The following is a 20,937-nucleotide window of genomic DNA, read 5'->3' on the forward strand; positions in this document are numbered from 1 at the left end:
AGCCGGGTCCCTTTTCCATTTTACCGGCAGCTCCCCATGGCGACTTCTATCGGAGAGGCCCCCTGATAAAAGCCCCGGCCGTTCGTCTGCTAAGCTCCCGAAACATCTGTGACAGCCGCCTACGCGTCTGCATAGGATATCGGAGACGATTTAGTATTCAGAAGGAGTGTGCCGTTTTGAAAAAAAAGAAGAAAACCTCATCCTCCTCTACCCAGCCCTTCAGAGTCGATCCGAGTACCCGGGAGATTGACCTGCTGGGGCGAGGTACGGGACGCAACTCCAAAAAAGACAAGGAGGCCCGCATCCTGTCCGCGGCTTCCGTCTTGGATTCCGATGAAGACCTTGTTGGTCTAGCTGAACTGAAGCAGGAGAAAGAGAACGAGCAACAGTTTGAACAGGAGATAAGGCAGGAACAGGAAGAGATACAGGAAGAGATACAGGTCATCCACGATATTCTGCCGGAACAGAACCCGAGCAATCCATTGAGCGAAGTTTTCCCGAGCCAAGAGAAACCTGCCGATACCTCATCCTTTGCGGCCATACATGCTGAACAAGAGCAGCTGCTGGCCGATAGGGAAATGCCTGGAGTGAAGGGAGCATTCATATACACCGAAGATATCGGCGAATATGCGATTACCGATAGCCGCATTGCCTCCCGGGCCGTGACCGCCTCCAAAATCGCACCCGGTGCCGTAGGAGCCGAGGCGCTTCAGGATTACAGCGTGAGCAGCATCCATATCACGGACGAGGCCGTTACCTCAAGCAAGATCGCCCCGCTGTCCATTACCAGCGATCACCTGATGGACGGCTCGCTGTCCACTCGCAAGCTCCGCGACGGCGCAGTAAACGGAAGCAAAATCAAAGACGGCGCAATCACTGCCCAGAAGCTCGCGGATCATTCGGTCGAAGGGAATAAAATTGCCGATGGCGCCGTGACGGCCCGCCACCTGCAGCATCTGATCGTGACGACGGAGCTGCTTGACGATCAATCTGTCAGAGGCGACAAAATTGCCTCCAGCGGGATCGAAACCCGGCATCTGGCCAACGGAGCCGTGCACACCTCCAAGCTCGCTGACTACGCAGTCACGACAACCAAAATCCGTGACGGCGCGATCAGCAGCGAAAAGATTGAATATGGTGCCGTTTCCGGCTCACATATCCAACAAGGCTCCGTAGACAGCGGGCATTTGGCACCCGGATCGGTCACTGCCGAGCATTTAGCTTATGGCAGCGTCGGTTCTAGCCAAATCGCCGAAGGCGCCGTTGGTTCGGCACATCTACAGGCTGGCACCATCCTCTCCCGCCATATCGCGGACGGCGCGATCGGCACCGAGCAAATCAGACATGGCTCTATTGGAGATGAGCAACTCGCTTCTGGCGTCGTGGCTTCTCGGCATCTTGCCGATTCCAGCATTACAAGCTTCAAGCTGGCCGACCAGTCTGTCCATACGGCGAAGCTGGTGGAGCAAGCCGTCACTGCCTCCAAGATCGCAGACCAAAGCGTTCTCCCGAGCAAAATCGCTAACGAAGCGGTGCAGACCCGGCATTTGAGCAAAGGATCGGTAGAATCGGCCCATATTGTGGATCAAGCGATTTCAGCCCAACATCTGGCTGAGCAAGCGGTGAAAGCGTCCCATATCGCGGAGGGCAGCCTGACGCCGAAGCATTTTGCAGCGGAAAGCGTAACCGGATCCGCCATAAAGCCTAAAGCGGTCGGACCGCAGCATCTGGCCGACGGCGCCGTAGCCAGGCAGCATCTTCAGCCTGAATCCATTGGCGAAAAGCAGCTGGCTTCTGGCAGCGTCACAAGCAGCAAGCTGGCGCTCGGCTCTGTCGGCGGAGCGATCATTGCGCTTGATGGCGTCACCTCCGTCAATATCGCCAAACAGTCGGTGTTGCAGCATCACCTAGCTCAAGGCAGTGTCGGAACCAGCGCTCTTCAGGAAGAAGCGGTGCGCTCGGCCCATCTGTCCGACCAAGCAATCGAAGCAAGGCATCTCAAGGCCGAAAGCGTACAGAGCAAGGCGCTTGCGCGAGGCTCGGTCACGGCGGACAAAATCGCGGAGGGCAGCGTGACCGAATCGGCCATCGGGAATGGCGCTATTGCCCCTCGCCATCTGGGCGACCACGCCGTTACATCATTAAAGCTGTCGCCGGAAAGCGTATCGACCGACAAGCTTGCGGATCTTGCCGTTACCTCCTCCAAGCTTGCAGAGGGCAGCATCACTGCAGATAAGATTGCCCAGAAGGCCGTACAATCAGCCCACCTGTCCCCGGGTTCCGTATCGGGAGAGGCGATCCAGAACCAGGCGGTTACTTCAGACAAAATTGCACCGCAGGCAATAGAAGGCGCTCATCTCGGCCTGGAATCCATCTCGGGCAAGCATATTGTTCAGGAAGCCGTCCACGGTTACCACCTGAAGAAAAAATCCGTCACATTAAATCACTTGGCGGACGAAGCCCGCTCTCCGGAGATGTTGTTTAATGACGGCAGCATTCCGGGTTCCAAGCTGGGAGATCAGTCCGTCTCGGAAGCCCATCTCTCCCCTGCGTCGGTATCCGAACAGGCTTTGAAACCAAACTCTGTCAGCGGGGACAAAATCAAGCCGCTCTCCATCAGCTCCGGACACCTGCAGCAGGAGAGCATCCTGTCCGACCATCTGGGGGCTGACATTGTCAAATCAGAGCATATCGGAAACAATGCCGTAACGGATCGCCATCTTGCTCCGGATTCGATCAAAACGCATCATATTCAGAACTCGAGCATTAAATCGGACCATGTCGCCGTTCAAGCCATTTCGGCCCGGCACCTGGCTGAACAAGCGGTAAATCAGGCTCATATTGCGGAGGGCTGCCTGATTCCGAAGCATTTTGCACCGGACAGCGTTACCGAATCCGCCATCGCGAACGGCGCCATTGTCCCCCGCCATCTGGGCGACCACGCCGTTACATCGCTGAAGCTGTCGCCGGAAAGCGTATCGACCGACAAGCTTGTGGATCTTGCCGTTACTTCCTCCAAGCTTGCGGAGGGCAGCGTCACCGCAGATAAGATTGCCCAGAAGGCCGTACAATCGGCCCACCTGTCCCCAAGTTCCGTATCGGGAGAGGCGATCCAGGACCAGGCGGTTACTTCAGACAAAATTGCACCGCAGGCAATAGAAGGCGCTCATCTCGGCCTGGAATCCATCTTGGGCAAGCATATTGTGCAGGAAGCGATTTACGGTTACCACCTGAAGAAAAAATCCATCACATTAAATCACTTAGCGGACGAAGCCCGCTCTCCGGAGATGTTGTTTAATGACGGCAGCATTCCGGGCTCCAAGCTGGGAGCTCAGTCCGTCTCGGAAGCCCATCTCTCCCCAGAGTCGGTATCCGAGCAGGCTCTGAAACCAAACTCCGTGAGCGGGGGTAAAATCAAGCCGCTCTCCATCAGCTCCGGGCACCTGCAGCAGGCGAGCATCCTGTCCGACCATCTGGGGGCAGACATCGTCAAATCAGAGCATATCGGAAACAATGCCGTAACGGATCGCCATCTTGCTCCGGATTCGGTCGGGTCGCACCACATTCAAGAAACAAGTATTACATCTTCCCATCTCACGGAAGGAAGCATTCTTGCAGGTCATATCGCGGAGGACTCTGTAAACAGCCAGCATATCGCAGAAGGTTCTGTCGGTTCCAATCATATTGAGCTGTTCGCGATTCAGAGCCATCACCTGGCGCCTTATTCCGTTAATGCCGCCCATCTGGGGAATCAATCCGTAGGGCACGTGCATCTGCAGCCAGACAGTGTCGGCGTGGATCAACTGCAGTCGGGTTCGGTAAGATCCCGGCAATTAGCCGAAGGTGCGGTCCTTCCCCACCACCTGCAGATGCACTGCATCAGTACAGAGCATATCGAAGCCGGGGCGATTACGGCGGAACTCATAGCTGAAGGAACGATGACTGGAGATAAGATCGCGGATGGAACCATTGCAGGCTCGCACATCTCCGACGGCGCCATCGAGAGCAGACATCTCGGGCCGGACGCCTTCAGCGGCTTCACCCTCGCCGATGGAGCCATTGACAGTGCCAAGCTGGGAATAAGGGCAGTGACCAGCGCTCATTTGACCGACGCCGCTGTGACCGGAGTCCACATCGCGCAGGGCGCTATTACGGGATCGCATGTTGCCGATGGGTCGCTCGGCGGTGCGCAAATTGCCGATGGCTCCATCGAGAGCCGCCATCTCGGCCCGGACGTCTTCAGCAGCTTCGCCCTCGCCGATGCTTCCGTTACCGGCGACCATATTGCGCAGGGTGCTATTACAGGTTCTCATGTCGCTGACGGTTCTCTGGGTAGTGCACAGATTGCCGATGGCTCCATCGAGAGCCGCCATCTCGGGCCGGATGCCTTCGACGGTTTCACCCTCGCCGATGCTTCCATCACCGGCGACCATATTGCGCAGGGCGCTATTACGGGGTCGCACGTCGCTGACGGTTCTCTGGGCGGTGCGCAAATTGCCGATGGCTCCATCGAAAGCCGCCATCTCGGGCCGGATGCCTTCGACGGTTTCACCCTCGCCGATGCTTCCGTTACCGGCGACCATATTGCGCAGGGTGCTATTACAGGTTCTCATGTTGCCGATGGGTCTCTGGGCGGCACACAAATTGCCGATGGCTCCATCGAGAGCCGCCATCTCGGACCGGACGTCTTCAGCAGCTTCGCCCTTGCCGATGCTTCCGTTACCGGCGACCATATTGCGCAGGGTGCTATTACGGGGTCGCACGTCGCTGACGGTTCTCTGGGCGGTGCGCAAATTGCCGATGGCTCCATTCAAAGCCGCCATCTCGGGCCGGATGCCTTCGACGGTTTCACCCTCGCCGATGCTTCCGTTACCGGCGACCATATTGCGCAGGGTGCCATTACAGGTTCTCATGTCGCTGACGGTTCTCTGGGCGGTGCGCAAATTGCCGATGGCTCCATCGAAAGCCGCCATCTCGGGCCGGACGCCTTCGACGGTTTCACCCTCGCCGATGCTTCCATTACCGGCGACCATATTGCGCAGGGCGCTATTACGGGGTCGCACGTCGCTGACGGTTCTCTGGGCGGAAAGCAGATTGCCGATGGCTCCATTCAAAGCCGCCATCTCGGGCCGGATGCCTTCGACGGTTTCACCCTCGCCGATGCTTCCATCACCGGCGACCATATTGCGCAAGGTGCCATTACAGGTTCTCATGTCGCTGACGGTTCTCTGGGCGGCACGCAAATTGCCGATGGCTCCATTCAAAGCCGCCATCTCGGATTTACGCCAGTGCGCGGTACGGCCGGCCAGGCGAAGCTCCAACAATATGGAATGACGCCTTTCGTTTTGAGCGGCCCCGAGGCCAAAGCCGAAGTGGGGGTTCAATTTGAGGAGCCTTTTGGCGGCATCAACTATGTCATCGTAGGCATGAGCAACAATCCCGGCTTCCAAATTTCGCTGAAATCCCAGCAAGAAGACAGCGCCGTGCTCGAGGTTGTGCGCCAGCCCGGCTGCAATCTGGCCTACGGCTTCATATCTTGGATTGCGATTGGCCCTTCCCTGTAGAACGTGCATAATTCTTTATAAGACTCCCCCGATCTCAGCGTCTTGGGGGAGTCTTTTTGTACACGGCTGCAGCTAAAGCTGCCCATCAGGGGATGTGCATGATTGTAAGTGTAAGCAGCAATTCCCGACCTATGAAAAGCACGGCAATCTGCTAACATCCTCCGCTCCTGGACAGCTTATCAAATGGTCTATATTATGCCAAAAAAGACGAGCCATAGAGCTCGTCTTTCAATATGAATGATAATCCCTTGATCATCCGAAATCGGGCGGACCGAGTAGCCCCCTGCCTTCTGCAGTTGAAAACAGGACCCTTTTAAGTACTTGTAACGCGGCAATCGCCTTTTACTGCCGCTACAGGACCCTTTTAAGTACCTGTGGCGCGACAATCGCCCTCTACTGCCGACACAAATCCCTATTCGGTACATATGACGGACCCGTGCTGCATTACGAAAAAATGCCCCAGCGTATTTTTCATTGCGCCTTATCTGGAGCGTTTTTACCCGACGGCCATCGGGACCGTGCCCCGAACGCGTAGCAGCCAGATAAGAACAATATCCCTGCCGCTGCCATAAAGGTCGCCCTGACACCAAACCGGTCTGTGACATACCCGAACAACAGTGTAGACGCTCCAAAAACGAGTGAGATCAGCGAGCTTTGGGCCGCATACACTTTGGGCATCAGCTGTAGGGACACGCTCCGCTGAAGCATGGTTTGCAATGAAACCGCCTTGAGCTGATCAAACAGACCAAACCCTGCCGAAAACATCAAAGCCAGCCACGGCATCGAGGTCATTCCGAAGCCAAGCGTCATCAGGCTGATGCCGAAGGAGGAATATACGGTTAAGCTGCCGATATGGCGATCAATCCACCTCGAGCCCTTCATGCCGCACCATCCGCCTGCCATCAATCCCAGAAAAAAGCTGGCGTTAATATATCCCCACCAAGCCTCTTCCTTGTGCAGCACCTCGGACACGTATACATATAGGATAGCAGCGATCCACACGACTCCGGCAATGGATTCCAGCACATATATGACGTGGATCGTCCGCAAAGCAGGCTGTTTCCAGATGAGTACCCAGCCTTCACGCATGGAGCTCCAATACGGAGGACGGTCCCTCCGTTCGCTTGAGTCGCCTGAAACGAGCGGATCCTCCATCCTGTTCATCAAAACAGCTGCAGCCGCTGCCAGTACGACGGTCAGCCAAATGACCTGACCGCCTCCGACCATGGCGACCAGCATTCCTCCGGCAGCCCAGCCGCCTAGCTGAATGATCTGGTCAACTACGGCAACGAAGCTGTTCGCCCGGGTTAATTCATCCCGCGGAACAAGCCGCGGGAGCATTGCATGGCTCGCCGGAGCGGCCCAGCCGTCCAGGAACGAGATAAGGAACACCATGCCAAGAATCACATACACCGTCATCTCTTGATTCCCCAGTGCATATCGGGTCATGACGAGCAGCAGCAGTGCTGTTGTTTTTCCCCATTGCGAGATGAGAAGCAGCAACTTCAGGGCATATTTGTCCATCAGTACGGGCGCAAAGCCCCCGCTAATAAATCGAGCAAGCGTAGTAACAAAAGGAATCATAGCCATATACATGGCAGATCCCGTGATCTCATGGACGATCGCCATTAGCCCGACAACGTAAAATAAATCGCCGCAATTGGCGAGGGCCTGACCGGTCCAGAGATAGCGGAAAGATTTGTTATTCATGGTTCTACCCCGTTTCTTTCAGTATTCAATTGTATGGGTGGTGGGGTAGTAACCTACATGTTCCGGCCTCGCTTCCTAATCTTATATGCTCACATGTTAACATTATTCCCTATCGCTTGTTAACCCCAAGAAACGAAATCACCCCAGGGAATTCCTTGCGTGAAAGATGTCTTCTACTCTGGCGTCTAAGGGTTTCCTGAAACTCCCATGACTTTTTAGTCATGCGCTAAAACTATTTCGGCTCCTACTCGGTCTAATAGTCGGTGTGGCTAACAAGCATGAAGCTGGCCAGCCAATGATGCGCGCGCGAGCATCGATCCTGTACAGCAACAACCGATTATATGAGCGGCAAGATTTGACGCAGAAACAATCCGTGTTTTAAGCAGGTGTAACGGAGTTTAGACAGTGGCAATCGTGTTTATGCAGCTTCGGCCGAGTTTCATACAGCGGCAGCGACTTGACGCATAAGCAATCGGTTTATGCTGCAATCGATCCTGTACAGCATCATTAAGACGTTAAATAGCAAGGAGTGAGTGAACTGGCCAAGGCACTTTCGCAACAGCAGTTCAGCGAACATATTACGAGGTGCAGCGGCAAGCTGTACCGGGTGGCATATTGTTATGTCAAAAATGAGCAGGACGCGCTTGATATCGTCTCAGAGGCGACTTACAAGGCTTATCTTTCCTTCGAGCGGATGAAGACGCCGCAGTATTTCGAATCCTGGATTACCCGGATCGTGATTCACTGCGCGCTCGATCGTCTGAACCGGAACAAGCGGATCGCCTTTATGGAGGATCAGACCCAGGAGTACGCGGCCGCCGAGCTTGCCGTTCCGCTGGAAGAGAAGCTGGATTTATATGAGGCAATGGACCGGCTTGCGCCGGAGGAGAAGGCGTATATTATTTTGAAATTTTTCGAGGACCTGCGCTTCAGAGACATGGCCGATGTCCTGGAACTGCCGGAGAACACGGTCAAAACCCGGTTTTACCGAATCATCGGAAAGCTTAAACAATATTTGATCGAAGGAGAGGTCGAGGGATATGACAGGTAAGGATCGTTATGAACAGATCGAGATTCCGGCTCAGCTGGCTAATGTGATGGAGTCGGCCCGGCACAAAGCGGCCGCGCGCAAAAGATCCCTGCGCTTGATGCGATACTCGAGCGTGGTTGCCGCAAGCCTCGCCCTGTTGTTTGTCGTTAACATACCGGGCGTTGCCAATGCCTTGTCCAAAGTCCCGGTTGTGGGCAGCATTGTGCAGGTGCTTCAGTTTGGCGGGGGCGGTGAGCGGACCGATGGCGTAAGCGTCAACACCGAAACTGTAGCAGATGTGCTTCGCATCAACTTCGACCAGGCAGGCGAAACGGTATCCAGCGTGCCCTCCTATACCGTAGAGCACCGGGAAGCGCCGAACCGGCTCATTTTTACGCTCAACGGCGTTCGAAATTTCGATTACGATGCAGTCAAGAGCGATCTGCTGGCTCTTTCGCTTGTGGAGGACGTCTATGAAAATATCATCCTGGATGATTCCGCCATGCGTTTTGTGGTAGAGTTGAAGGATGGTGTGACCCACAGCGTGTCGGAGTATCGGGATCCGGGGTATATCGAGCTGAAGCTTGCCTTTACCGGCAAACAGGCAACGCCGCGCGAAGTGTTTTATATCCGTAGTGAAGCTATGCCGCAGGGAGAGTCCCTCGCAATCCTCGAGGAGATATACTACGAAGATGACGTAACGTTCATTAAGACAGCCGGCGGTGGTTTCATTGCCGCGATTGGCGGATTCGATACCCGGGAGGAAGCGGAACAGAGGCTCAGCGAAATCTCATCCCGTGAAGGCTACGCCGGGGATCTGCGCATTGACAGCTGGATGAGCAATGCCCATCCGGAATAAGAGGCTTGGGAGGATTTCACCCCTTTATTGGGAAGACATACATTTAACGAATCCCCAAAATGTACAGCAGCCCGGCTCCATGATGATTGGAGCCGGGCGCTTGCTGCTAAGTAACTTTTGGGATTAGGCACTAATGAAATTTAGAGAACCGTATCATCCAGAGTGCTGCTGTGCCGAGAAACGAACGAATGGGCGCTTTTTATGACGTCCGTCCCGGATATATCATAACCTTCACGCTGGTGTCCTTCTGCGTCCGGGCCAGCTCCACGGCCTCCTGGATCCGGTCCAGCGGGAATTCATGGGTAATGATATCCCGGATCCGGCTGCTGCTGCTCTGCAGCAATCGAATCGCCGCCGGATACGTATTGGCATAGCGGAACACGCCGTACACGTCCAGCTCGGCATCCACCAGTGCGCCGATATCGACAGGAATGGCGTCCTTCGTCGGCAGGCCGACAAACACGATCCGTCCGCCACGGTTCACGTAGCCGATGGAGCTTCCAATCGCGACTGCATTGCCGGACGTCTCGATGATCAGGTCGACGCCTTCTCCTCCAGTCAGCTCCTTCAGCCGCTCAGGCACGTCATCCGACAGCGGATTGATTACGCCAGCGGCTCCGATCCGCGACGCCAAATCGCGCCGGAATTCCACTACATCACTTCCGTACACCTGCGATGCCCCGGACAGCTTGGCCGCCTCGATGGCCAAGAGGCCGATCGGTCCGAGGCCGAGCACCAGCACCCGGTCCTCCGGGCGGATCCGGCCGCGGCGAACCGCATGGAGACCAACGGACAGCGGCTCCAGCAGCGCCCCTTCTTCAAAAGACATATCGTCCGGCAGCTTAAACAGAAAATCGCTGCGAACCGCCACGTATTCCGCCCATGCCCCATCCACCGGAGGGGTAGCCATGAATACGACATCCGGGCAGAGGTTGTACCGGCCGCTCTTGCAATACGCGCAGCGACCGCAGGTTACGCCCGGCTCGACGGCGACACGGTCTCCTACCGATACGTTCGTCACTCGATCCCCGGTCTGAACCACAATGCCTGCTAGCTCGTGTCCCAGAATCAGCGGCTCCTTAACCTCATATCTGCCGATGCGCCCATGTTCATAGTAATGGACATCCGAACCGCAAATGCCGATGCAGTAAACCTGAATGAGCGCTTCATCCGGCTTCGGCTCGGGAACGGGAACCTGCTTCACGCCGATCGACATCGGCTTGTCCAGAACGGCCGCTGCCATCATTTTCGATTGTGACATACTGACAACACCTCGAATCTCAAGTAATCGCTTTCCCCTGTAGTGTAACACGATATACAACCGCTTCATAAGGGCGCAGCGTGAATCGGTCCTGTAGAATTTCGGCTGGCGTATAATTGGAGAGAACGACTTCGAGCTTGCGCTCCCGCCACGGGGAGGGCATGCGAAGCTCGGGGGTGTTTCCAAAAAAGTTCAAGACGATCAAATAAGCCTCATCCTCTAAGCTTCGGGAATACATGAAAATTTCCGGATGTTCCTCCAGCCAATCGTCATAGGTGCCGTAAATGAGCGTTTGACTGGATTTCCGCAGGCGAATCAATGCTTTGTAAAAGTTCAGGATCGAGTCCGGATCCTTCTCCTGCTGCTGTACATTGATCTCATGGTAATTCGGGTTCGTGCGGATCCACGGCACAACGGTCGAAAAGCCTCCGTACAACGAGTCATCCCACTGCATCGGGGTTCTTGCGTTATCGCGTGCCCGATATGCGATTCTCCGCATCGTCTCCTCCACGTCCTTCCCGTCCAGCAGCCGCTCCCGGTAATAGTTGTAGATCTCTACATCCCGGTATTGGCTCAGCTCGCTGAAATCCGCATTGGTCATGCCGATCTCCTGTCCTTGATAAATGAACGGCGTCCCCTGCTGGAGCATGAAGAAGGTAGCCAGCATCTTGGCGGATTCCTTATGGAAATTCACGGGATCGCCGAAACGGGAGACGGAGCGCGGCTGATCATGATTCTCCATAAACAGCGCATTCCAGCCGACGCCCTCAAGTCCCTTCTGCCACTTGCGGGTAATACGCTTCAGCTCCGCCAAATCCCACGGGGCAAAATCCCAGCGGCCCTCCGCTCCGAAATCCATGCTGACATGCTCAAATTGAAAAATCATATTGAAGGCCCCGTTCTCCTCACCGATCCACAGATCGGCCTCGGAGACATCGGTTCCGCTGGCCTCGCCCACCGTCATAATGTCATACTCCGCAAAGGCTTCGCGCTTGAACTGCTGTAAAAAGTCATGAATGCCTTCAATATTGCGGTGGCCCGGATTCGCATCGACATAGCGGAAATTGCCCGGATTCGGCATGTCCGGGAGACCCGGCGCTTTTTTGATATGCGTTATGGCATCCACGCGGAAGCCGTCAATGCCCTTGTCGAGCCACCAGCGGATCATCCGGATCAGCTCCTGCCTCACCTCCGGATTCTCCATATTAAGATCCGGCTGCTTTCTCGAGTAAAGATGCAGGTAATATTGGTCGGTTTGCTCATCGTACTCCCAGGCGGAGCCGTTGAACATCGACGCCCAATTGTTGGGCTCTGCCCCTTCCTTGGAGTCGCGCCATATGTAATAGTCCCGTTTGGGGTTGTCCCGGGAAGACCGGGATTCAATGAACCACGGATGCTCATCCGACGTGTGGTTCAGGACCAGGTCCATGATCACCCGCATGCCCCGGTCGTGAATTTCCGCCAGCAGCCGGTCAAAATCCTCCATTGAGCCGAATTCCTCCATGATGGCATGATAATCGCTGATATCATAGCCATTGTCATCATTGGCCGATTTATAGATCGGGCAGATCCAGATCACGTCGATGCCGAGCTCCTTCAAATAATCCAGGCGGGAAATGACGCCAGGAAGATCGCCGATGCCGTCTTCGTTCGTATCCATAAAGCTGCGCGGGTATATCTCATAAGCGACAACTTCTTTCCACCATACTGTTCGCATTGTTAGTATCCCCCGTTATGTATGCGGCCCGTGCGGTAGCTGACAGGACGCTGCAATGATTGAATGGTGCAGGCAGGAGAGGGCTGGCGTAACTGCAGCGGGCGTAATCGCAGCTAACGTAACTTCAGCTGACGGAACTTCAGCTGGCGTAATTGCAGCTAACCTAACTGCAGCCGGCGTATCTTCAGTTGACGTAACTTCAGTTGACGCATCTTCAGCCGGCGTATCTGCACCCGGCGTAAGAGCGGCCCGCTCATCATTCGGAAACTGCTCTCCATGCCTCTCCTGTACCTGCCGCTGCATCCAGTATTGCCGGATTGCCCTGCTTATAAGCCCTCCATGTGGGAGGCCATCCTGAGTTGGTCGGTGAGGCTTCCTGAAACGAGCTGTTAAGGCGACTTCTTCATTGGCACTGTTTGAGGACTTCGTGTGAATCGGAGACGTTGGGGGGCCTCCTGAATCGGAGCTGCTGGGGGACTTACTGAAAAAGAGCTGCCCCGCAGCAGTAAACACCACTGTTTAGGACAACTCCAGCATCGCAGGTCTTAAGGATGATTAATCACACCACATACTTGGCGGTGAGCGAATGCTTCGCCTTCACCAGCTGCGCAGGTGTACCCTCGAACACAACCGTTCCGCCCCGGCTGCCGCCCTCCGGCCCCATATCGATAATCCAATCCGCCTGCCGGATGACGTCCAGATTATGCTCGATGACGATCACCGAGCTACCGTTATCCACCAGCCGGTTCATGATTTCGATCAAATGCCCGACATCGGACATATGCAGCCCGGTCGTCGGCTCGTCCATCACGTACACCTTGCCCTGCTTGTGCAGCTCGCTCGCCAGCTTGATGCGCTGATTCTCTCCCCCGGAGAGGGTGCTGAGCGGCTGACCAAGCGTCAAATAATGCAGCCCGACATCATGCAGCGCCTGGAGACGAAGGATGATCTCCTTGTTTTCGAAAAAATCCAGCGCCTGCAGCACCGTCATATCCAGCACCTCGGTGATCCTTTTGCCATTCAGCTTGTATTGGAGCACCTCGTCCCTGAAGCGTCGTCCCTCGCATGTTTCGCATGGCGACACAACGCCTTCCATAAAGGCCAAGTCCGTGTAGATAAAGCCCAACCCTTGGCATTCCGGGCAGGCTCCCTTCGAATTGAAGCTGAACAGCGACGGGCTCTGTCCATTCGCCTTGGCAAACCGTTTCCGAAGATCGTCCATGATTCCGGTGTAGGTGGCCGGATTCGAGCGAATCGAGGTGCTTACGGCAGACTGGTCAATGACAATCGCTTCGGGATGCTCCGGCAGGAAGGCATGGTGAATGAGCGAGCTTTTGCCCGACCCTGCTACCCCAGTGACAACCGTCAGCACGCCTTCCGGAATATCGACCGTCACGTTTTTCAAATTATGCACGTTCGCGCCGGAAATCCTCATATGGCCGGAGGGCTTTCGGAAGCTTGTTTTAATCGGCAAGCTCTGCTTCATGAAGCGCCCGGTTAAGGTGTCCTCCTGGCTGTACAGCTCTTCCACCGTTCCTTGAAAAACAATCTCTCCCCCACGGGTTCCCGCGTAAGGCCCGACATCCACCACATGATCGGCGATTTCGATCACATCCCGGTCATGCTCCACGACCAGCACCGTGTTCCCTTTATCGCGCAGCTTGCGCAGCATCCCGTTCAGTCGCTGCACATCCCGCGGATGGAGCCCGACGCTCGGCTCATCGAAGACATACATCATATCGGTTAAGCTGCTGCCCAGATGACGGACCATCTTGACCCGCTGGGACTCGCCGCCGGACAAGGTGGTCGTCTCCCGATTCAAGGTCAGGTAATCCAAACCCATATCGATCAAATGCTGCAGCCGTTCGGTTAAGCTGTCCACCATCGTCTGCGCGCTCGGCTCCCGAATGCTCTCAATGACCTTCTTCAATTCCGGGATCTCCATCGCCGTGCACTCAGCAATATTGTAGCCGTTGATCCGGCAGCTTAAAGCCGCTTGGCTGAGCCGGGTCCCTTTGCATAACGGGCAAGGGGCGTGCGTGATGAAATTTTTGACATGGTTCATCGTCCGTTCGGACAGCTCGCTGCTGTCCCGCTGAATGTAGAGCCGATTAAATTTATGAACGAGCCCTTCAAATTCGGCTTCGATCGGCCCGCCCTTGGACGGAAACGACACCTTGCGATCCTTGCCGTACAGCAGCAGCTCCCACTCCTCGTCGGTATAGTCCGAGAGCTTCTTGTCATTATCAAAGAAACCGGAATACGTGTAGTTTCTTAAATACCAGCTGTCTACCGAAAAGATCGGGAACAGCACCGCTCCCTCGTTCAGCGATTTCGACGGATCCAGAAGCTTATTAAGATCCAGCTCGACCTTCTTGCCGATCCCCTGGCATTCCGGGCACATCCCTTGCGGGTCATTAAACGAGAACGCGTTGGAATACCCGATGAACGGCTTCCCCACTCTGGAGAACAGCAGCCGCAGAATCGAATACAGATCCGTAATCGTTCCAAGCGTCGACCGGGAATTGCCGCCCAGCCGCTTTTGATCGATGACGATGGCCGTGGACAGATGATCGATCGAATCGACATCCGGCTGCTTATGCCGAGGAAGGCGATTGCGGGCGAATGCGGTAAAGGTCTCGTTCAGCTGGCGCTGGGCCTCCGCGCTGATTGTATCGAACACGATCGATGATTTGCCGGAACCGGACACGCCGGTAAACACCGTGATTTTCCGCTTCGGAATTTGCAGTGACACGTTCTTCAGGTTGTTCTCCCTTGCTCCCTGAATGTCGATAAACGAATGTGACATCCTAAAATCCTCCTATGCCCTGTAATGTGCTTCCATTATAAGAATGAATCATGACATGTACTGTCTTAATTGAAGGAAAAGACCAAAAAATAATGAATGGTTTGCCATTGCTCATCCAGTCCGTTACAATTACGGGAAAATCATATTTATTCCGGTTCCGGATTATGGGAGAATAATAGAGATATGAGTAAAAAAATCGTAGCGATTGATATGGATGACACGATCTGCCACCTGATTCCCAAAGCCATTCACTATCATAATTTACAGTATAAAGACCCGCAGCTTACGCTGGATCAGATTACGGACTACAACCTGAGTGAAATCTGGCATCCCGAATGCTCGGAGGATTTCTTCTTCGGAAAGCCCGGTTTATATGAGGAGCTCGACATTTTTGATGAATATACCATTGACGAAGTCGAGCGGATGACGCACGATTATGACGTCATTATCATTACGGCTGCCCGCCCGTCCTCCGTGCCCGAGAAATGGAAATGGCTGCAGACGCATATGCCGTTTATACCGTTCGATAATTTTTTCGTCGCCAAACGCAAATATTTAGTAGAGTTCGATCTCCTGATCGACGACGGTCCGCATAACGCGATTGCGGCAAGGGAAGCGGGGAAGCAGACGATCCTTATCCCGCGTCCATGGAATGCGCATATTCAGCATGAATTCATCCTGAAGGATTCCTGGAAGGGCATGAACGAATTGGTCGGCCGGATTTTGTCCGAAAAATAACACTCAAGGGGATAAACAATGAATATAGAACGAAATAGTAGGTACTTGTCGCAAGACGTTCATTTCTTTGCAGCTGCGCTGTCGGAAACGCTCGTATCCGTATGGGAAGAGGATCCCGCCAGCGTGTATGTGGAGGTTGAGCGTGGATACATCGAATGCTATACGCCCGACGTAGTCCGTGTCCGGAATGAAGAAACCGGTCTGGTCAGCCACTACAGCCGGGATACGGCTATGTTTCAGCGCATGTAAGGATTTTATGAGGCAGTCCCGTAATTCTCATTACCTTATTACAGTCTAAAAATGCCGAGCATAACACAAGAAGGTGCCCCATAAGATCGATAGATCTTAGGAAACACCTTCTTTTTTGTGGGAAGAAATGCTTCGGTGCACGAAGCATTTCTTCCCGGGATTCGAGCGATTACCCAGATTGCGTTTGACACCCGCCCGTAACGATTCCTCCCTCGTCTGCTTGTCCGATGCTGTTTAGGAAGAAGAGCTGGATTTTTTATCAGTCCTTATGCCTCCAAGCCGTATATCCGCCTCTAATCGCTTGGAGTACTCGAAGATAAGCCGGGCATTTACTTCTTCTTTCCGGAAATCGCCTCTGCCGTCTGCTTTACAGCCTGATGGCCGAATACGGCAAATGCGCCCGCGATAATACCTTGTATGATATTTTCAACGCTCCAGCCTATAAGGCCTGCCGTGAACAAAATGGATACCACGATAACGACATAGATGATGCTCCAATTCGGAACCTTTGGCGTTTGCTTGAGCACGTAGCCGATGACCCAGCAGGCGACAACTACCAAGGACAGCCTCGGGTCGATCATCTGTGCAATAATGCTCCATTCCATGGCATATCCCTACCCTTCCTCTGATGTCTTTCTACTACATCCTATTCTCGGAATCTATCGATTTGCTTGGACTCATGCCCTGTAACCCCCTACCTTGTGCAGTCCCGCTAACCAAGCCTTTATTTGGCTGTCATTGTTTGATTCTTTGCATTTCTGAGTGCATTTTTGAGGCATGCCAAGCAGTCTCTGCGCCACTGTTAACCGTCCATAGCTGCCAAGCACCCAATGCGTAATGAAGAATTTCGCTTGGGTACTTAGGGTTACTTAACGTACTCTTCCTCTACTATCAAGGTATGCGGGACAGGAGGTGGAATATTCAGAGTTTTTGAGAAGAAGCGGATGGATATAGCACAACTTGATCGATCCTTGCTTCCGCTTCAGCCCTTGCCCGACCACATAAAAAAAGACGCGCCCCGTATTATACGGGTACGCGTCATCTTCTTCTTGCCAATTCCCAATTCCAATAAAATCTTACGTGTTGCGTTCGTTACCTGAGAACGACTTTTTCGCTTACCGTGACCTTCGGCTCTTCACGCTCCGCGGCCGTTTGTTCTCCCGCCCACAGCAGCCTCATTTCTTCGCTTGTCGCGAGCAGCTCGGATAACGTGCCTTCCGCCTCAATCCGGCCGTCCTTCATGACGATGATATGATCCGCTTTGGCGAGCGCCGCCCTCCGGTGCGATACCGCGATGCAGGTAACATCGCTTTCCTGGAAGAGCCCCTCCCATACCTGCTGCTCCGTCTCGACATCCAGCGCGCTTGACAGGTCATCGAAAATATACAGATCCGCCCCCGTCATTAGCATGCGCGCCGTAGCCGCACGCTGGATCTGTCCTCCCGAGAGCATGACGCCCCGCGGGCCGACGAAGGTCTCGAGGCCCTGGTCGAGGTCCTGGATATCCTTCTCCATAACGGCGAGACGGATTGCGCGATTCAACGCCTCGTCCGCATGGTCTCTTTTGCCCTGGACGATGTTCTCCCTCAAGGTATCGCTGAACAAACGCGGCACCTGCGGCGTATAGGCGGCTCTCGGCGGAACCAGGAACACAGCGGGATCCACCTCCGTGCCGTTCCAGCTGATTGCCCCCTCTTGCTTCGACAGCAGACCGAGCAGGGTCCGCACAAGCGTGGACTTGCCCGCACCGATCCGCCCTGTAACCACCAGGAACTTGCCGCGCTCAAGCCGGAAGCTGATATCCGATATTCCGCTCTCGGAACCCGGATACCGGTAAGTTAGCCCGCTCACCGTAAGCTCCTTAAGCTGCAGCTTCGGATCCCTGACGGGCTCCTGCAGTTCCGGCGGCTCCCCGTTCAGGTACGTTTCCCGCGCTTCAATGAGCCGGTCCTCTTCGCCCGGCCGGAACAGCATCCGCATCCGGTCGAAGGATACCTTCAGCCGCTTATGCTGGAACACCATGTAACCAAATAAGGAAATGCTGAATCCGATGTTCGCCAAATAACTCGTGAACAAGGCGAAGTCGCCGACGCTAAACCGTCCGGCCTGCATTTCCGCAGCGCACATCAGCAGGATTAATCCTGTGCAAATGCTGAGCACATGCTGGTTCAGCGACCGCATCCACTGCTTGAACAGATTATCCTTGAGCGCTGCCTGGCGGCGCTCCTCGTTCAGCTTCGTAAAGCGCTCATGCACGTGATCCTCAGCCTGGCCGAGCTTGAGCGCCTGAACCGCGCCGAAGGTCTCCGCGATAAAACTCGTGATTCTACCGGTCGCTTCCCGGTTCTTCTGACCGTATCTCCGCGCCCGGTTGCCGGACAGATTGTTCAGCAGCGTTACGATGACCAGCGGCAGCACCGCGACCAGCATGATTTTCCAGTTAATGCTCGCCATAATGACAACGGACACCAATGCAAATACGAGACGGCCCCAGAAATCCACCCAGGACTCGACATATTCGACAACCTCATCCACGTCATCGCGGAAGCGGCTCATCGCCTCGCCCGGCGAAGCGGGCAGATTCCGCCCCGGCCAGCGCATAATGCCGGCCAGCATATTCGTGCGCAGAATCGCCTGAATGTGGTAGATATAGGTTACCCATTCATAGAACGCGGCGAAGAAAGTCCCGACTCTCGCGACCCGCACAGCCGCAATAAAAATCAGCGGCACAGCCAGCCACAGGTAGTCGGCAGCCCCGGAGCTTGCAGTCGCCCGGTCGAAGAACCACTGCATCCCGAGCCCGATCAACAGCGGCAAAGAGTGGAATACGCACCACAAGACGCCGTTAATCAAAAACAATGCGGGGCGGAAACGAAACAATCGCCCGATAAAACCGGCTACCGTCATGCAAGCTCCTCCTCTCTGCCTGTCGTCAGCAGTCTGGCATAATGGGAAGACGGATCCTGGGCCAGCGCCTCACGCTCCCCGAATTCCAGGATGCGTCCGTCGCCGAGCACCATGATTTTATCCACCTGCTCCAGCGTTGCCAGCCGGTGCGCAATAATTATTCCCGTGCATTGACGCATCAGCTGATCCACAGCCGCCTGCAGCATCGTCTCCGTGGCTGCATCCAGGCGCGAGGAAGGCTCATCCAGAATGACGAGACTCGGCTGTGTCAGAAAGACTCGCGTTAACGCGAACAGTTGGGCTTCCCCGGCAGACAAGGATGACCCTCCCGTCGATAGATGGGTGTCCAGCCCTTCCGGCTGCGCATCAATCCATTGACGAAGTCCAAGCCGCTCCGTCGTTTCCAGGATGAAGTCATCCGATACGCCGGCATCGAACAGCGTCAAGTTGTCGCGGAGCGTGCCGTCGAACAGCTGAACGTCCTGCGTCACCATCCCGACCCGCCGGTACAGGGCCGGGAGCGTCAGCTCCGTAATATCCGTGCCGCCCACGCGAATGACCCCGCCGTCGATATTGTACAGCCGCAGCAGCACCCGGCTCAGGCTCGACTTTCCGCTTCCGGTGCGTCCGATGATGCCGAGGCGCTCCCCTGGCTTCACGGTAAACGTAATGTCCTTCAGGACAGGCTTATCCTCGTTGTAGCTGAAGTTCACCCGCTCGAACTCCAGGCCGAGGGGCCCCTCCGGCAGCTGTTCCTTCTTCCCGTTTACAATCTCGCTGCGATTCGAGAGCAGTTCCCTGGAGCGGAGCATGCCGGACTTGGCTTTTTGAAATTCCTGCACCTGGTCGCCCAGCATCTCAATCGGATCGTTCAGCATCTGCGTGTATTGATAGATGAGAAACAACGTCCCGAGGCTGATCTCGCCGATGAGATAGTAGCGAACTCCGAGCAGAAGCACGCCCGTGACCGCAAGCGCGAACAGGATAACCGTGGTGTTCCAAGGGATGACGCGAAGCATCCAGGCCTTCCGCCCTTTCAGGAACACGGCCCGCATCAAACGGTAAAACCGGTTCATCACATACGGTACGTTACCATTTGCCTGCACATCCTCGATCCCGGCAATGCGCTCCTCAATCAGCCCGAACAGGGATGCGCTTGCTTCGCGCTCGTTCTTGGACGATTGAACGCCCAGGTTGCGGATGATCACCATAAACATAATCGACAGCAGCGTGAAGACGGTCATGACAATGGCAATCGGCAGATTGACCGTAAACATGAATCCTAATATGCCGGCGAGAAGCACGAAGCTGCCGATAACCTGCACGATGAACATCGCGAAAAAATTGGAGATGCTGGTCACATCGCCGTCCACGCGTTCGATCATGACGCCGGGCGTTTTCGTATTATGAAACCGCATATCCAAGCGGAGGCAATGCTTCAGCAGATCTCCGCGCAGCCGGTTCGTCGCCCGCCAGGAAATGTCGTTGCCTAAATAGCTGACCGCCACCGTAATCAGCTGATTAACAACGGCGACAATCAGAAACAGCCCTGCCAGCTGCAGCAGGGTGCCAAGCAGCCCTCCGCCCGCTGCCGTGTCGATGAACCGCTTCACGATCTGCGGATTCAATAGCTGCAGACCGCTTGATGTCAGCAGCATGACGAGCAGAATGATCAGCCTTCCCTTGACCGGACTCAAGTACCGCAGGAGCCAGGACATGGATATCTTTTCTTTTTTGGGCACAGTGCCCACCCCCATTATGCAACCAATATGGATGTCGACCTTTACGAAGCCATGATCGGATCAAGCCGCTCACCAGTAAATCATTACCAGTTTACATGATAAACCCGGCCTTTCCTAGGTAAAGAATGATTATAAAGTTCCTTCCCGGCGCAAGCAGCCAGTGGTATAGTATATGGATCATTGACAACAGTCTGTCATGTAGATCGGTCATGAAAGGAGATTCTAACGCTTCCGTTGATTCTGATGATGGTTCATGAGGTTAAATAAGCAAAAAAGCTGACCTTCCCAACACATAACAACCACCTTATGCATAAAAATCGAAGTCGGATATTTATAAACTCGTAGATATAA

The 20,937-nt window shown here is 54.7% G+C and carries 12 protein-coding genes; 5 read left to right on the top strand and 7 right to left on the bottom strand.

What is annotated here, in order from left to right; genetic code table 11:
- Positions 1-176: 176 nt before the first annotated feature.
- Entirely contained in the window at positions 177-5,564 is a 5,388-nt protein-coding gene (locus tag NST44_RS02145) for a WIAG-tail domain (protein ID WP_340897585.1), read from the top strand.
- A gap of 471 nt (positions 5,565-6,035) precedes the next feature.
- Here the strand turns inward: NST44_RS02145 and NST44_RS02150 are convergent, their stop codons facing one another.
- Positions 6,036-7,274, bottom strand: a complete 1,239-nt coding sequence (locus NST44_RS02150) for an MFS transporter (protein ID WP_007130444.1) — start codon at positions 7,272-7,274, stop codon at positions 6,036-6,038.
- A gap of 529 nt (positions 7,275-7,803) precedes the next feature.
- Between NST44_RS02150 and NST44_RS02155 the strand changes: the two genes are divergently transcribed.
- Together NST44_RS02155 and NST44_RS02160 are read left to right on the top strand one after the other, a co-directional pair.
- Positions 7,804-8,325 (top strand): sigma-70 family RNA polymerase sigma factor, encoded by a 522-nt coding sequence (locus tag NST44_RS02155; protein ID WP_007130445.1) that lies wholly within the window; start codon positions 7,804-7,806, stop codon positions 8,323-8,325.
- On the top strand, positions 8,315-9,163 hold the full coding sequence (locus NST44_RS02160) for a hypothetical protein (protein ID WP_210094194.1): 849 nt from the start codon (positions 8,315-8,317) through the stop codon (positions 9,161-9,163). The genes NST44_RS02155 and NST44_RS02160 overlap by 11 nt, the downstream gene beginning before the upstream one ends.
- Positions 9,164-9,362: 199 nt before the next feature.
- On the opposite strand, the gene NST44_RS02165 is transcribed toward NST44_RS02160, so the two are convergent.
- From NST44_RS02165 to NST44_RS02175, 3 genes are all read right to left on the bottom strand, one after another.
- Positions 9,363-10,424, bottom strand: a complete 1,062-nt coding sequence (locus tag NST44_RS02165) for an NAD(P)-dependent alcohol dehydrogenase (RefSeq protein ID WP_007130447.1) — start codon at positions 10,422-10,424, stop codon at positions 9,363-9,365.
- A 19-nt stretch (positions 10,425-10,443) separates the two neighbouring features.
- Positions 10,444-12,141: a glycoside hydrolase family 13 protein gene (locus NST44_RS02170; protein WP_007130448.1), complete on the bottom strand. Its 1,698-nt coding sequence runs from the start codon at positions 12,139-12,141 to the stop codon at positions 10,444-10,446.
- A 559-nt stretch (positions 12,142-12,700) separates the two neighbouring features.
- Positions 12,701-14,950 carry an ATP-binding cassette domain-containing protein gene (locus tag NST44_RS02175; protein ID WP_210094195.1) on the bottom strand — a complete coding sequence of 750 codons (2,250 nt, stop codon included), beginning with the start codon at positions 14,948-14,950 and terminating at the stop codon, positions 12,701-12,703.
- 183 nt (positions 14,951-15,133) lie between these two features.
- On the opposite strand from NST44_RS02175, the gene NST44_RS02180 reads away from it, so the two are divergent.
- Positions 15,134-15,688 (top strand): 5' nucleotidase, NT5C type, encoded by a 555-nt coding sequence (locus NST44_RS02180; RefSeq protein ID WP_007130451.1) that lies wholly within the window; start codon positions 15,134-15,136, stop codon positions 15,686-15,688.
- Between the two features lie 18 nt (positions 15,689-15,706).
- Positions 15,707-15,937 carry a hypothetical protein gene (locus NST44_RS02185; protein ID WP_007130452.1) on the top strand — a complete coding sequence of 77 codons (231 nt, stop codon included), beginning with the start codon at positions 15,707-15,709 and terminating at the stop codon, positions 15,935-15,937.
- A gap of 329 nt (positions 15,938-16,266) precedes the next feature.
- On the opposite strand, the gene NST44_RS02190 is transcribed toward NST44_RS02185, so the two are convergent.
- From NST44_RS02190 to NST44_RS02200, 3 genes are all read right to left on the bottom strand, one after another.
- Positions 16,267-16,542 (bottom strand): phage holin family protein, encoded by a 276-nt coding sequence (locus NST44_RS02190; protein WP_007130453.1) that lies wholly within the window; start codon positions 16,540-16,542, stop codon positions 16,267-16,269.
- A 487-nt stretch (positions 16,543-17,029) separates the two neighbouring features.
- Positions 17,030-18,844, bottom strand: coding sequence for an ABC transporter ATP-binding protein (locus NST44_RS02195; RefSeq protein WP_210094197.1), 1,815 nt, complete (start codon positions 18,842-18,844; stop codon positions 17,030-17,032).
- Positions 18,841-20,586, bottom strand: a complete 1,746-nt coding sequence (locus NST44_RS02200) for an ABC transporter ATP-binding protein (protein WP_007130455.1) — start codon at positions 20,584-20,586, stop codon at positions 18,841-18,843. Before NST44_RS02200 ends, NST44_RS02195 begins: the two co-directional genes overlap by 4 nt.
- Positions 20,587-20,937: the final 351 nt, after the last annotated feature.

It is taken from the genome of Paenibacillus sp. FSL W8-0919, assembly GCF_038003785.1.
Taxonomy (GTDB): domain Bacteria; phylum Bacillota; class Bacilli; order Paenibacillales; family Paenibacillaceae; genus Paenibacillus_AQ; species Paenibacillus_AQ lactis.